We start from the raw sequence: 15,730 nt of genomic DNA, 5'->3' as shown, positions 1-15,730 counted from the left end.
AAATTAGCAACAATAAATTATTAACCAAGTCATGAAACAACTCTACATGAGCGCAGTATTCCTTTACTGCCGCAGGCTTTACTGCACAGGAAGTGGTATGGCAGAAAAATATCATGTCCTCGACGCAGGATTTTCTTTCTCAGGTAACAACGACAGTGAACCACCAATACCTTATTATGGGAAGTTCTATTCAATCTAAGAAACTTACCACTGAAAACAAACAGAACAGCAGCTACGATTTCCATTTGGTTAAACTTACTCAGTAGGTTGAAGAAGATCAATACGAAATAGCTGAATCAGGGAGTATATTTGTTTATTGTAAAAACTGATGATACTGAGAAAACTTATAATGCTAAATTGATTAATAAATAAAAAACAAATGAAGAAAATATTTTTTGGAATCACATTTATGATTTCTATTAACGTATATCAATCGCAGTCATTTGGGATACAATCGCTGCCTCCAACACCTAATGCTGCCTCCATTGAAAAATTTGTAAGTCACAATGTTGACTATTCTACAGGAGTCCCAGATATTTCAGTGCCGTTATACCACATTAGTACTGGTGACATAAATGTTCCTGTAAGTTTAAAATATAATAGTGCCGGGATAAAAATTTCAGAAAATGCTTCCAATGTAGGATTGGGCTGGAGCCTTGCATCTGGAGGTTCTGTTTCCCGATCAATGTTGGGACTGCCTGATGATTATTACAATCCCAACCAATTCATGGGAGGTTTTATATACACCCAGACGCCTGTAAGCTATATTGCAACAGCAAGTTCTTCTGATGAGCTTTTGATACAACAGAATATTAGTGAAAACCGTTATGATGCGCAAGCGGACATCTTTTATTATAGTCTGCCCGGCTCTTCCGGCAAAATATCTTATAACCAGATTACCCAAAAGTTTGTGGAAATGCCCTTGTCTAATAATAAAATTACCCCTTTCTACGATGCGGTGACTAAGCTTATTATTGGCTGGGAAATACTTGACACCAATGGAATGAAATATATTTTCGGGACTAATGAAAGTTCCAGAGAACTCTCTGTCAATAATGGAATTACCATATCCGGAGGATCGGGTCCTTTAACATTGCTTCCGAATAGCTCTATCCCCAATCATTATACAAACTGGCATTTATCCCAAATTATAGATACTAAAGGTAATATTGTGAATTTTGAATATGACATCGTTTCACAGGTAAAGCAGGTCTCTAAAGGAATGGTTACCAAAAGTAGGCAAAAAATATCACCTACTCTATACACTTCGAGAAACTACAATGAGAAATATTTAAAAAAAATAAGCTTTCAAACAGGATATGTAACTTTTAATCCGGATACCAGCATTCGTCTTGATCTTCACAATTCTAAAAGAATAGCTGATATGGAAGTTTTTTCAAGCTTAGGAAACCTGATTAAGAAAGTAAAATTTAACCATTCTTATTTCATTGGAGATGCAGGCAGCTCCGGAGATTCTTTTGCTTACATCTCATTACCTGCAAGTAATAATACCCATCGATTAAAGCTTGATAGTGTGGAAGAATCTTACAGCGACCCTGGTCAACAGAAAAAAGAATACAGATTTGAATATGATGATGCTATACTTCCAAACAAGAGCTCTAATTCTATGGACTATTGGGGATTTTATAATGGCGAGCCAAACAGTAGTTTGTTTCCCAGAATATTTTTCCAGTATGGTATTAATCTGTTAGAAGACGGACATGCAGAAAGAAGTGTAAATGCTGAATTTGCTACCGCAGGAATATTAAAAAAAATAATTTATCCTACAGGAGGATCTACAGAGTACACATTCGAACCAAACACAGCTTCATCATTTAATTATTTGCCACAGAATGATACTGCCCAGTTAAGCATTATCAATATCAGATCCAGCTATAAAAAAAGAACGTACAACGTCAACAAATCGAATTCTACATTTTACAGTAATGGAATCAAACGTTGGGAATATACTTTTACTATAGACAGCAAACTACATAGCGATTTACAGCTTGAAAATTTTCAAATCACTGGATGCCCTATAAATACAGTAGATCCCGGAGGAAACTATATAGGAGAATGCAACTACATTTATTCATTGCTGGATGCAGCCAATCAGCTAGTTGACCTCTCAAATGGTAAGTGGCTTACTCTGCCTGTTGGAACGTACAAGATTAAAATTCAATATATGGGTCTTCCAGAGCCAAACTATGAGAGCCAATCTGATTTTAATTTAAGTTTAACCATTAAAGAAGATCCGCAACCCTTAATAAAAAGAGTTGGAGGATTAAGGATTAAAGAAATCAAATCATATTCAAATAATAATGAATTAAAATATAAAAAGTATTTTGACTACAACTATTTTGATTCTGACGGTAAAGAATTAAGCTCCGGTTATACATTTTTGCCTACCTATGGAATGTATAATCATATCACGGCAGCTATCGGAGATGTAATATACTCCGATAATGTATATTCATTTTTACCTGTAGGCAGTACTACATATTCAAAGATTACAGAATATTCTGAAAATATTATTGACCATTCCGTACTAAAAACATTGCATTCATATGAGGTAAACGGAAATACCGGCGTATCGCCTTCGGTTAACTATGGATGTTCTAATTGTATGTGGATTCATAATATGGATAACGCAGACAACAGTTGGGAGAGAAAGAAAAAAAATGCTGAAATAATTTATAAATCAAATTTTACTGGGCTCGATGAAGAGATTAAAAAAACTAATTATATTTATGACTATTCTCATGTAAACCAAACAAGAGAGTCGTTTCCTGCAGGTTTTTATTCACTTCAATTTCCGATTACAGGATCTTCAGCCAATGGTGTTATTTCCGGATTTTATTATAATTATACGAATAATGTAAGACTACTTACCAAGAAAGAAAAAGACATTTTTAATACAGATAATATAAACACTGAAGAGAATTTTTCCTATGGAAATAATATCTTTGTTCCTATCAAAAAGAAAACAGAATTTTCTGACGGAACCATTCAGGAAACCAGCTACCAATATGCCCACGAGAAAGGTAATCAGAAGCTCATCAATGCCAATATGATTGGGATTCCATTGGAAACATCAGTTGTTAAAAAGCAGAATGCATCTGATCCGGGGAAGACAATGTCCAAGACAGAAACGAAGTATGACAATGCTGCGAATTTATTACCTACTTCTGTTTTGTCTTATGATCTTCAAAACACGGCCTCGACGGAAGTCACTTACGATCAGTACGATTCCAAAGGCAATTTACAACAATATACGACAAAGGATGGTATTCCGACGGCTATCATCTGGGGTTACAATATGACTCAGCCTATAGCGAAGATTGTTGGAGCAACATATGCACAGGTTTCATCATTTGCATCTGATATTATTTTGGCATCTGATGCGGATATTAATGCCACGACAGAGCAGACCTTAATCGACAAATTAGATATTTTCAGAAAACACTCGGCACTGAGTGTTTCTCAGATCACCACTTACACGTATGATCCGTTGATCGGAGTAACAAGCATCATTCCACCATCGGGGCTGAGAGAAATTTACAAATATGACTCTGCAAACAAATTGGAAAATATCAAGGATGCCAGCGGTAAGCTGTTAAAAGAATTTAAATATCATTATGGTTTATGATGAGTTTACTTTAAAATCTCATCAAATTTAATTTGCTATAATTTAAATGTAAAGCGTCAAGATTTGGCGCTTTACTGATTTACATTTGTCACGATGATATGATTATATGCATGTTAAATCTCAGTAAAGAGATTAGGATATTCGTTAAAAAAAGTTAAATTAGCAACAACAAAATTATTAACCAAGTCATGAAACAACTCTACATGAGTGCAGTATTCCTTTATACTGCTGCAGGCTTTACTGCACAGGAAGTGGTATGGCAGAAAGACATTAAGTCCTCCACGCAGGATTTTCTTTCGCAGGTCACCACAACCATCGATCAGCAATACTTAATTACGGGAAGTTCGATTCAGTCGAAAAAGATCACTACCGAAAACAAACAAAACAGCGGCTACGATTTCCATTTGGTTAAGCTTAATCAGCAAGGTGAGGAAGTCTGGGAAAAATACTTCTCGGGACAAAACCATGATTTTCTGTCGGCAACAATCTCCACACAGGAAGGCGGATTTTTGCTGGCCGGAACTTCTTATTCCTCAAAAGGTTTAGACAAAAAAGACGATTCGAAAGGCGGATCTGATATCTGGCTGATCAGAATTAATGAGTTTGGAGACGAACTCTGGCAGAAAACGATAGGTACTTTGCAGGATGAGGAAGCAAGATCGGTGATTCAGACGGCAGATTTAGGATTTATGGTCGCTGGAAATATTCAGAATGCTTCAAATGGTTTCGGTTCGAAAGATGTGATCGTTTCAAGATTAGACAAAAACGGAAAATTGTTATCGGAATCAATTTTGGGAGGAAAAGGTCTTGATGAAGTTGAAAAGATGATTCCTACACCTGATGGCGGAGCATTGTTAGGAATTTATTCAAGGAGTTCCGAGATCCGTGATTCGAGATCCGGGTTGCGCAGTGATCCGGGTTCAACAGGAAGTAGCGCAAACAACAATACACCGAATCCCGTATCCCGTTACCCCAAAGCTACCGAGAATTATGGCGAAGGTGATTACTGGATTGTTAAGTTGAACAAAGACGGAAAGGTGGAATGGGAAAAGAATTTTGGCGGTAAAGGAGATGATCATGTAAGAACAATGGCATTTACATCATCAGGATATATTATTGGCGGAGAATCGAGATCTGAAAGATCAGGAAATAAAACAGTAGGGATCGAAGAAGGAACAGATCTTTGGTTAATTTCTTTAAACACAAAAGGTGATGAGCAATGGCAGAAATCCTATAATTTCAAAAACCGTGATATTCTGATGGGCATGAATGTGATCACAGGAAAACCATCAACAGATAACCGACAACCATCAACGAAAGGCATTTTACTGGGCGGATACACTCAGGCTGAAGGAAGGATTGAGGCGGATGACGAAACTTTCTGGATGCTTTATATTGACAATGACGGCAATGAGCAGTGGAGAAAACATATAAAAGGAGAATCGAGGAAGAAGGAGGAAAGATTATCTGATCTGAAGATGAATAAAGACGGCTCGATTGTATTGGCAGGAACGAGTGCTGAGGAATTAGGAAAAGAAAACTGGAAGATTGTGAAATTGGGAGACAGTCAGATTGACCAGTTAATAGAGAAGCAGGATATGAAGATTTACCCGAACCCGGTGAGTGATTATTGTTATGTGGAGATCGGTTTTGAGTTTAAGGAAGCTGATATTACTTTGTATGACATGGGAGGAAGACAGCTTCAGAGTTTGAAAACTAAGAATAAGGTAACTAAGATCAATACGCAGAATTTGATTCAGGGTGCGTATCTGATTGTTGTGAAAACGGATACTGAGAAAACTGCGAATGCTAAATTGATTAAGAGATAAACATAAATGAAAAATTTAATAATAAAATTCAATTTCCTTCTATTGACGTGTAGTTTTCTACTATCCATTAAAGGTCAGGGAAAGAATTACATAGAAGAATTAAACAGGAATATGCCTCAAAGTCCGGGAGTCAGTTCTTTGATGAAGTTTGAAGAAGTTCCGGTAAGTCTCTATACCGGCATACCCGATGTAAATATTCCAATAGGAGATTTTAATACCAATAGTTCAAAACTTAATCTTAAAGTATCCCTCAATTATCATCCTTTAAGTGCGAAGGTAGATGATGTTGCCTCTGAATACGGTTTGGGTTGGAGCCTTTTTGCCGGTGGCATGATTTCGCGTACAATTCGGGATTTGCCTGACGAATCTACTCATAGTGACCAAAAATATGGGATGTACTATAATACAATTGCTGATAAAGAAAATAATTTTAATATAGTAAAGAATTATTTATTGAATGGCACAGGTTCAGGACTTAATAGCGAAAAGGCAAAAAGACAAATATTCGAGTCAGTATTATTCAATAGATTTGATAATAGTTATGACATGTATCAATACAATTTCATGGGATACACCGGAAGATTTTTCATTAAAAAAGATGAAACAACCGGACAGTTGCAACTTGTAAAACTCGACAAGAACAACTTAAAAATTAATTTTTTCTTCAATTCAGAAAAAAGCCCTGTAAAATTTGAAATCATTGATGATAAAGGACTCAGATTTGTCTTTGATGTGATTGAAAAGTCTTCACGCTCATATCTTATTAACTCAATCAATTCAGGTAATGTCAATACGAATGAGAGTTTGGACTACCATAATCTAAACACAGGATTTTACCTTGGAGAAGTATATGAGGACACTAAACAATTGTTGAAATTTAGTTATGGATCCATTGAGACCGCACAATCAACTGCTATTTCTAAAAAAAGGGGACAACAATACCCTTACGATACAAATTTAGTAGGCTCTCCTTGTTACGATGATATCGTAGCAACTTTTCCGGCTAATGACGAAACATCCATTTTTCTTAATACTACAGGTACCAGATTTATTGATAGTATACAGGTAACTGATCGTGCAAAAATATATTTTGAGTATGCCGGCAATAGACTAGACTCTAATTTAGCATTGCCAAACAATCATCAGAAGCTAACTAAAATCACCACAAAAGACTATTATGGAAATATCATACTGAAACAGTTTAATCTTGTTTATAGTTATAGTATGAATATTGAGAGTAAAATGGTTTTAAGTGCCGTTAACGTCTTGGATAAAAATCTTCAAAATGAATATTCTTATGGGCTATCCTATGGAGGCAATGGTAAAAAATTAATTTTTGGGTCTGATGACGTGAGAGCTGATTTATGGGGACATTACCGATGTGTTCAGAACACTAGGGTTTTAGATATGCTCTCACCAAAATTGATGTATGAGCCATCTCCTAATTGTGTGGAGAAAGATGTTTTAACTAAAATGACATTGCCAACCAGCGGGGAAATTCGTTATAATTATGAATTAAATACCTACAATTATAAACCACATTTAACAACAGTCAGTCAAGAACCTACAGCTAACCCTATCGAAGAAGTTACTGACTATTCATCTAATTTAAAAAATTGGGAAATATTTTCATCATCCATTATCATCAATAACTTCGGTCAAAGTGCAATGCATTTTTTTACAATTACCGAACCCCAGGAAGTTACGTTTAATTCCGGTGGAGGTGCATATACCAGCGAACCCTGGGCACTCAATTTTTATAAACTTAATGAATCTACAGGTCAGATGGAATACGCTAATATCCATCCGTTAGGCCCCATCGTAGATGTTGACCCGAATTATATTACATGGCAAAAAAGGAATTTTCCAGCCGGGAAATATTATGCTGTATTATCAACTGTTTCAGGCAATATGCCAAATAATCCTATACCAACGAATTTTACTGCTGGATTTATGGCATATTATGCAAAACAGAATCCAACTGAAAATTTTTTATATGGAGGAGGAATCAGGATCAAAGAGGTTGCATTTCTTAATAACGCAAGCAGTGTACAGAAGAAGAAATTATACGAATATAATGACATAGCCAATAATTCCAAAAGCAGCGGTGCACTTGTATTTCCTGTGCCGGTTTTACAATATGAAGAATACTATAATAATTATTATATGTGTATCTCGACATTTGGAGCTGTGCTAGCGAATAATCTGGAAATGACTTATAACACTATTTCAACAAAAAATCTACTTTCTCCAGAAAAGACAAAAGGTGCGGATGTAGGATATAAATATATTACTGTCAAAGACATTGATTATACAAACACTAACGCAGTAGTTTCCAAGGGCAGAACTTTGCATGAATTTTCCAGTCCTATTGACAAACCTAATTCTCTGTTCTCTTATTTATCCATGTCACCGCCGGGAGCATATGCCTATAATTTTGATTATAGAAGAGGTAATCTTCTTAACAAAAAAGTTTTTGATGCGGGTAACAATATGGTTTATCAGGAAAATAATGTTTATGATGACAATTTTACTACAGAAATATCCGGTATAAATTTTCTTGCAAGAAACAATTTTATCTTTAATAGATTTAATACCAGTGATGTTGATACTTATGCGGCTTTTAAAACTACAATGGATAACTGTAACGTGAATAGTCTTTATCATTTATGTAGGTACACTTCCGCAATGGGAATTAATGTTAACCCGTTATCATTCATTTATTATTATTTTTCAAAAGAGATTGTAGGAAAAACTAATTTAATCTCCTCTGTAAAAACTGAATATTTTCCAAATGGTAAAACATTGGTTACTAATGAAAGTTATGAGTATAACACGCTGGACTATCTTAAAAAGAGCAGTATCCTTTCGTCAGATAACATTTTGAACGAAACACTTTACCGATACGGATCAGATATAAATCCGTTTCTTAATGATAAAAATATAGTCAGTATACCTTTAGAGATAGAGACTAAAAAAAATGGTAAAACCATTTCTAAAACAGAAACATTTTACCCTGTATCCCAATCTGATGCAGATGGCAAGACTTCAGGCTTTCCATTACCTTATAAAGTTGATGCTACAGATTTTAAAAATACTGTCTCAACCGAAGTCACTTACGACTTGTATGACAGCAAGGGGAATGTACAGCAGTATACGACAAAAGACGGTATTCCGACGACCATTATATGGGGGTACAATAAAACCCAGCCTATAGCAAAAGTTGTAGGTTCCGATCTTGATTCTATTGATAATGCACTAATTTCGTCAATCGTTACTCCTTCAGATCAGGATGCTGCAAATCCTTCTGCCGAATTAGCATTGATCACTGCATTAGAGAACTTTCGTAAGAACAACAGTCTTTCAGGCTATCAGATCACGACATATACGTATGATCCTTTGATCGGGGTAACAAGCATCACTCCGCCCTCCGGTATCCGAGAGGTTTACCTTTATGATGCGGCGAACCGCTTAAAGGAGATCAGGGAGAATAGTGCATCGGGTAAGATCTTAAAAGAGTTTAAGTACAACTACAAGCAATAAAACCAAACCATGAAAAAAATAATCATACCTATCAGTGCTTTGTTTGTAGCGGGGTTTTCCCATGCACAGACCTTGAACTTAAGCACGAATGAAAACTACGTTTATACGAAAACATATTTGACCGACCCTACGGGGCCTACGCCCAAAAGCGTGGAAAGCGTACAGTACCTTGACGGCCTGGGCAGACCCAAGCAGGCAGTAAACATCAAGGCTTCCCCGCTGGGGCGGGATGTTGTTCTGCACTTTGTATATGACCAGTATGGGAGGCAGGCTATGGATTACCTTCCTGTACCTCAAAGCGGGACAGCTAATGGAGCGATAGTAACGAGCCCTTTGACCAATGCCACCCAGGCAGATATTTACGGATCAGAAATAATATTTTCCAAGAAAGAATTTGAAGCTTCTCCTTTGGACAGGGTCTTGGAGCAAAGACAGGTTGGTACGGCCTGGAGCAGCAAACCTGTAAAGTTCGGTTATGAAGCCAATGAAAACGGGGAAGTCAAAAAATATGTGGCAACATTTGATTACGCCAGTTTCAGTTCTGTAATAACATTGTCTCCGACTCCTTATGGAGCGGGTCAGCTGTATAAGAATACGGTAACTGACGAAGACGGCAATAAGACGATAGAGTTCAAGAACGGCCAGGGACAGGTTGTACTGGTAAGGAAAATGCTTGATGCGACAACGGAAGCAGATACGTATTATGTTTATAACGATTACAATCAATTGGCATATGTTATCCCGCCATTGGCAGTGGCAGCGAACGCTGTCGATACAACGACTTTGAACAACCTGTGCTACCAGTACAAATACGACAGCCGTAACCGCTTGGTTGAGAAGAAGCTTCCGGGCAAGGGCTGGGAGTTTATGGTTTACGATAAGCAGGACCGTTTGGTTGGATCGCAGGATTCCAATCTGGCAGAAAAAGGACAGTGGCTCTTCACGAAGTACGACCGTTTCGGGCGTGTTGCCTTCACGGGGATCAGCACGGGTGGAGACCGTTTGACGGAACAGGCTGATGCTGATTTGAAGGGTAGCAACAATATGAACCGTATTGAAAGCTCAGGTTTTATGCATGAGGGGATGGAGGTTTTTTACTCGGGCAGGGCTTACCCATCGGATTCCAAGTACGTGAAGATTTTGAGCATCAACTATTATGATACGTATGCATCCTACAGCTTCAATCCGGCTTTCCCTTCCACGGTTTTCGGTGTGGCTGTGATCAGTGACAACAGTACGGGCAATAGTGTAAGCACCAAAAGCCTGCCTGTCATGACGCTGATCAAAAACATTGAGGATGACAACTGGACGAAGAACTACACGTGGTACGATTCCAGGGGGAGGGCTTTAGCCACGCATTCGGTCAACCATTTGGGAGGTTATACGAAGACAGAATCTGAGCTTGATTTTTCGGGTACTCCACAAACGGTAGTCACCCGGCATAAGAGGTTGAATACCGATACGGAAAGAGTAATTACGGAGAACTTTACGTATGACCACCAGAACAGGTTATTGACCCATACGCATCAGGTTGACGGCAATGCTGTGGAATATTTGGCTCAGAACAAATACAATGAGCTGTCTCAGCTTGAAAGCAAGAAAGTGGGAGGGGTCAGTGCAAACTCTCCGTTACAGCAGATGGATTACAAATACAACATCAGGGGATGGATGACAGGAATCAACAATCCGAATGATTTAAGCGGAGGTGATTTGTTTGGGTATGAGATCAAATACAACAATCCTGAGAATACGGGTCTTACCACAGGAAGATTTAACGGCAATATTGCAGAGATTGACTGGAAGACATCAACGGTGGTTAATGACAGCAAAAGAAGATATTCATACGTTTATGACGGGTTGAACCGATTGTCGCAGGGCATTTATACAGAGCCGGGCTCTTCGATACTCAACAATAACAACTATAACGAGTACCTGACGTACGACCTTAATGGAAACATTAAGACGCTTCAAAGGTATTCCAAGCCTACAACAGGGATTACAGCAGAGCAGATTGACGATTTGGTTTATAACTATACAGGCAACAGATTGGATCAGATCACACTTCCACCGGGGGTTTCGAACAACTATTCGGGTTATAATGCTTTAGGTGGCGCTTTTGCATATGACTCCAATGGGAATATGAAATCCCATGGAGATAAAGGACTCGGATCAATAGGGTATAACCACCTGAGTCTTCCTAATACTTTAACTGTTGGCTCTGGAATTAAAAAATCTCAGGTAAACTATGTGTATAGAGCTGATGGAACTAAGCTGATGAAAACTACTGGTGGTGGAGCTTTTCTTTCGAATTCAACGACAGATTATCTCGACGGATTTCAATATTTTTTTAACAATGATTTTATCATATGTATAGATTGTCCGGCTCCTGCTATAGGTCCCGAATTACAATTTGTACCTACAGCGGAAGGGTACTTTGATTTTATGAAAAATAAGTATATTTACAACTATGCAGACCATTTGGGAAATACAAGATTGAGTTATTTCCACAATGGCAGCGGGGTAGAAGTTCTTGAGGAGAACAATTATTATCCTTTCGGGTTGAAGCATGAAGGATATAACCAATTGTCAGGAAACCCGGGTTACCAGTACAAGTACAATGGAAAGGAGCTTCAGAATGAAACAGGCATGTATGACTACGGAGCAAGATTTTATATGCCGGATATTGGAAGATGGGGCGTGGTAGATCCTCTTACTGAAAAAATGAGAAAATTTAGTCCTTATAATTACGCTTGGGACAATCCGATAAGGTTTATTGATCCGGATGGGATGTGGCCATATCCGGTAATTACACGTTCTTTTGCTCCATTTCCAACATTTGGTGGAGGATTTTCGGGAGACAGGCGAGGGTATTCTACTTCTCAAAATGTAACATCAAGACTTTCTCATAGTTATGTAATGAATACAGACAATCATACTTACACTAATTATGGTGCAAGTTCAAGTCCTTCCTCTCATCCATATCTAGGAGCTGCTACTGCAAACAATGACGTGGGAACTATAAGTAATGCTGTATACACCACTAATAAAGATGGAAGTACCACAACTTCGTGGACAGCGAAAATGGCTGGGTCTAATCCTTTAACTCCAGGTGGATTAACTCCAGATATTGATGTTACTACAAATTTTAGTTTAACCGAAAATAAAGCCGCAGGGATATTAGGAATAAGTGTAAAGCAGACTGGCGATGCTTTTCCTTCTGCTGAAACTATGATTGGAGATACTGCGGGAAACCAATTAATGGTCGGTGTTAGTCCTGCAGTAGGAAATCCTATCGTAAATTTATTTGGAGATAATAACCGTCCAATGATGTCAAATAACTTTACGGTTACAATGGATGAAAATGGTGTGTTTACAGGAGTACAACAAGGAGATAAAACATATTCTGTTGGAGATTGGAATAAAATGTATGAGTCATCAAATACTGTTAAAATACCAGAACAGCAATATTTACCTGATGCATCTGGAGCTCCGGTTCCTCGTTAAATATTAATTAGATATGAAAATATTAAATACAAACTGGATAAATATTGTTGGAGTCTTTATAGTGTCATTTTTGTTTACCACAATATTTGACTCTTTAGACCCAAATGTTTCAAGAGATTTTTTTCAAACAATCATTGCTTCTTTAATAGGAATTCTTCTTTACGGGATGTTATTTTGGATTTGTTTTATCACTGCATTGATTATTTTGGATTTATTTTTAATCGTTTTCAATCAGAAGTATTTAAAGATTAAACTATTTTTAGAATGGATTATTATAAGTTCTCCTTTTATTTATTGGGCAATAAAATATCCTGAACAAAGAGCTTTGTATATAGTAGCTGTAGCTACATTTTTTATTACGCAATTATTAAGAAGAGGATTAATTAATAAAGCCACTCACTAAGTGGCTTTGTTAATAATCACGGTGGTTATAACGTAAATCATCCTGATATAGTGGGAAATCAATGGGGATCAGATCAAAACTCAAGGAGAAATGTTTACACGGAACTTTGAAAAATAGCAATATGCTTCCTAGATTTATGACAGTTCATGAAGGATTATGAAATACCTTAATTGAGCTCAATAGAAATGGACATACTAAAACAAATATGCAATTAACACCGGCGCCTTTAAATAGTATTAATAAATTTATTATGATAAAGTTAAATAAATTGTTTTTTTGCGCTTCTATCGGACTGATTTCAATTCTTGGCTGTAGCAAGAAAGAAAGCTCTATAGAAAAACAAGTATCAAAAATTGTAGATTCTCTTTCCGCAGATAAAAAATATTCACCTAAAATTTTTATAGTCCAACATCAAACCAAATGGAACAAAGATTACATTAAAATCTCTACGGCAGAATTTTTCGACAAAGATTCTGCTAAATGTTATATATCTAATAATAAATATTTAATTGTGTATTACTCCAATTTCTTTAAAATAAAACAAGAAAAAAAATATATTAAGGATAAATATAACGATTATATGTATAAAGAAGGAACAATATCAATCTTTCATCCAAGATATATAATTTTTGAATTGAATAAAAATGGAGATTTAAGGAAAGTATTAAATGAAGAAGAAGAGAATAAATTATTCCAATATGGAAATACATACGTGCCAGAACCAAAACCTAATTATTAAAGTTTAATAACAAAAAAGACTGTCTCATACTGTGCATTCTCTTGGACTGGAGTTGCTAAATTCTTAGAACAATTCTTATACTTTTTATATGAAAATGATAAGAAAAATTTGCAATTTAGAATTAAAGATAAAACATTATTTTTAAATCTGTTGCGAGAAAATATCTCCTTAGGAGCTTTATAATTTTTAGATGTTTAGGAAGTTTACTTAATGAGATAGTTTCACAAAAAAGGTGAGCTTAAAAAAAGAAAATGCTTATTTTACAATCAATTGCAGAAATTATTGCTTACCAGATTTTTATTTAGAATATAAATTAACACGTCAAGATTTGGCGCTTTACTGATTTACATTTGTCACGATGATATGATTATATTCATATTAAATCTCAACAAAGAGATTAGGATATTCGTTAAAAAAAGTTAAATTAGCAACAATAAATTATTAACCAAGTCATGAAACAACTCTACATGAGTGCAGTATTCCTTTATACTGCCGCAGGCTTTACTGCACAGGAAGTGGTATGGCAGAAAGATATCAAATCTTCTACGCAGGATTTTCTTTCTCAGGTAACCACTACTGTAGATCAGCAATACCTTATTACGGGAAGCTCGATTCAATCGAAGATTACTACCGGAAACAAACAAAACAACGGCTACGATTTCCATTTGGTCAAACTCAATCAACAGGGCGAAGAAGTCTGGGAAAAGTATTTCTCAGGAGAGAACCACGATTTTCTTTCAGCAACCATGTCTACCCAGGATGGTGGTTTCCTTATGGCAGGGACTTCGTATTCGGGAAAAGGGCTGGATAAAAAGGAAGGCTCCAAAGGCGGATCCGATATCTGGCTGATCAGGATCAACGAATTCGGGGACGAGCTTTGGCAGAAGACAATAGGCACAGCACAGGATGAAGAGGCAAGGGCTGTCATTCAATCTTCGGATTTCGGTTTTTTTGTGGCAGGAAACATTCAGAACCCTTCCCTTGGCTTTGGTTCAAAGGATATTACGGTAATACGTTTGGATAAAAACGGGGAGGTTGTTTCAGAACTTGTATTGGGCGGGAAAGGCCTTGATGAAGTAGAAAAGATGATCCCAACTCCCGATGGCGGAGCTTTGTTGGGAGTTTATTCAAGAAGCGGTTCAACGGCCGGACATAAAATTATCTCCGGTGATGATAAAACCAATACGGCTAAAACGCAGTTTGTAGGAAAAACCACGGAAAACTTCGGTGAAGGCGACTACTGGATTGTAAAACTCAACAAAGACGGAAAAGTAGAATGGGAAAAGAACTTTGGAGGTAAAGGAGATGATCATGTAAGAACAATGGCATTTACTTCATCGGGATATATTATTGGTGGAGAATCAAGATCTGAAAGATCAGGAAATAAAACAGTAGGAATAGAAGAAGGAACAGATCTGTGGTTAATTTCTTTAAACACAAAAGGTGATGAACAATGGCAGAAATCCTACAATTTTAAAAACCGCGATATTCTGATGGGCATGAATGTGATCACAGGAAAACCATCGACAGACAACCGACAACCATCAACCAAAGGCATTTTACTGGGCGGATACACTCAGGCTGAAGGAAGAATTGAGGCTGATGACGAAACTTTCTGGATGCTCTATATTGACAATGATGGCAATGAGCAGTGGAGAAAGCATGTAAAAGGAGAATCGAGAAAGAAGGAAGAAAGATTATCTGACCTGAAGATGAATAAAGACGGTTCTATAGTTCTGGCAGGAACAAGTGCCGAAGAATTGGGAAAAGAAAACTGGAAGATTGTGAAATTAGGCGACAGTCAGATCGATCAGTTGATCGAAAAGCAGGATATGAAAATCTATCCGAATCCTGTGAGCGATTATTGTTATGTGGAGATAGGGTTTGAGTTTAAGGAAGCTGATATTACTTTATATGACATGGGTGGAAGACAGCTCCAGAGTTTGAAGACAAAGAACAAGGTAACGAAGATCAATACTCAGAACCTGATACAGGGAGCGTATCTGATTGTTGTAAAAACGGATAATGAGAAAACTGCTAATGCTAAACTGATTAAAAAATAA

The 15,730-nt window shown here is 36.9% G+C and carries 8 protein-coding genes; all 8 read left to right on the top strand.

Going from position 1 to position 15,730, the window contains the following annotated elements:
* The first annotated feature begins 113 nt into the window (after positions 1–113).
* The 8 genes from BM371_RS20445 to BM371_RS15340 all read left to right on the top strand — a co-directional run bounded on the left by BM371_RS20445 (position 114) and on the right by BM371_RS15340 (position 15,730).
* Positions 114–266 (top strand): hypothetical protein, encoded by a 153-nt coding sequence (locus tag BM371_RS20445; RefSeq protein ID WP_177225354.1) that lies wholly within the window; start codon positions 114–116, stop codon positions 264–266.
* A gap of 113 nt (positions 267–379) precedes the next feature.
* Positions 380–3,649: a SpvB/TcaC N-terminal domain-containing protein gene (locus BM371_RS15370; protein WP_034679875.1), complete on the top strand. Its 3,270-nt coding sequence runs from the start codon at positions 380–382 to the stop codon at positions 3,647–3,649.
* Between the two features lie 188 nt (positions 3,650–3,837).
* Positions 3,838–5,478: a T9SS type A sorting domain-containing protein gene (locus tag BM371_RS15365; protein ID WP_074958789.1), complete on the top strand. Its 1,641-nt coding sequence runs from the start codon at positions 3,838–3,840 to the stop codon at positions 5,476–5,478.
* A gap of 6 nt (positions 5,479–5,484) precedes the next feature.
* Positions 5,485–9,021, top strand: a complete 3,537-nt coding sequence (locus tag BM371_RS15360; RefSeq protein ID WP_131431016.1) for a hypothetical protein — start codon at positions 5,485–5,487, stop codon at positions 9,019–9,021.
* 9 nt (positions 9,022–9,030) lie between these two features.
* Positions 9,031–12,525 (top strand): DUF6443 domain-containing protein, encoded by a 3,495-nt coding sequence (locus BM371_RS15355; protein ID WP_074958787.1) that lies wholly within the window; start codon positions 9,031–9,033, stop codon positions 12,523–12,525.
* Positions 12,526–12,538: 13 nt separating this feature from the next.
* Positions 12,539–12,928, top strand: a complete 390-nt coding sequence (locus BM371_RS15350) for a hypothetical protein (RefSeq protein ID WP_034679949.1) — start codon at positions 12,539–12,541, stop codon at positions 12,926–12,928.
* Between the two features lie 205 nt (positions 12,929–13,133).
* Positions 13,134–13,667, top strand: coding sequence for a hypothetical protein (locus BM371_RS15345; protein ID WP_034679939.1), 534 nt, complete (start codon positions 13,134–13,136; stop codon positions 13,665–13,667).
* Between the two features lie 452 nt (positions 13,668–14,119).
* Positions 14,120–15,730: a T9SS type A sorting domain-containing protein gene (locus BM371_RS15340; RefSeq protein ID WP_074958783.1), complete on the top strand. Its 1,611-nt coding sequence runs from the start codon at positions 14,120–14,122 to the stop codon at positions 15,728–15,730.

It is taken from the genome of Chryseobacterium formosense, assembly GCF_900116415.1.
Taxonomy (GTDB): domain Bacteria; phylum Bacteroidota; class Bacteroidia; order Flavobacteriales; family Weeksellaceae; genus Chryseobacterium; species Chryseobacterium formosense.
Note: the sequence above shows the minus strand (reverse complement) of the source record. Positions and strands in the feature narration are given on the sequence as shown.

Bases quoted from the DNA above. Each gene is read 5' to 3' on its own strand.
- BM371_RS20445 (WP_177225354.1), top strand. From the start codon at position 114: ATGTCCTCGACGCAGGATTTTCTTTCTCAGGTAACAACGACAGTGAAC.
- BM371_RS15365 (WP_074958789.1), top strand. From the start codon at position 3,838: ATGAAACAACTCTACATGAGTGCAGTATTCCTTTATACTGCTGCAGGC.
- BM371_RS15370 (WP_034679875.1), top strand. From the start codon at position 380: ATGAAGAAAATATTTTTTGGAATCACATTTATGATTTCTATTAACGTA.
- BM371_RS15340 (WP_074958783.1), top strand. From the start codon at position 14,120: ATGAAACAACTCTACATGAGTGCAGTATTCCTTTATACTGCCGCAGGC.
- BM371_RS15345 (WP_034679939.1), top strand. From the start codon at position 13,134: ATGCAATTAACACCGGCGCCTTTAAATAGTATTAATAAATTTATTATG.
- BM371_RS15350 (WP_034679949.1), top strand. From the start codon at position 12,539: ATGAAAATATTAAATACAAACTGGATAAATATTGTTGGAGTCTTTATA.
- BM371_RS15355 (WP_074958787.1), top strand. From the start codon at position 9,031: ATGAAAAAAATAATCATACCTATCAGTGCTTTGTTTGTAGCGGGGTTT.
- BM371_RS15360 (WP_131431016.1), top strand. From the start codon at position 5,485: ATGAAAAATTTAATAATAAAATTCAATTTCCTTCTATTGACGTGTAGT.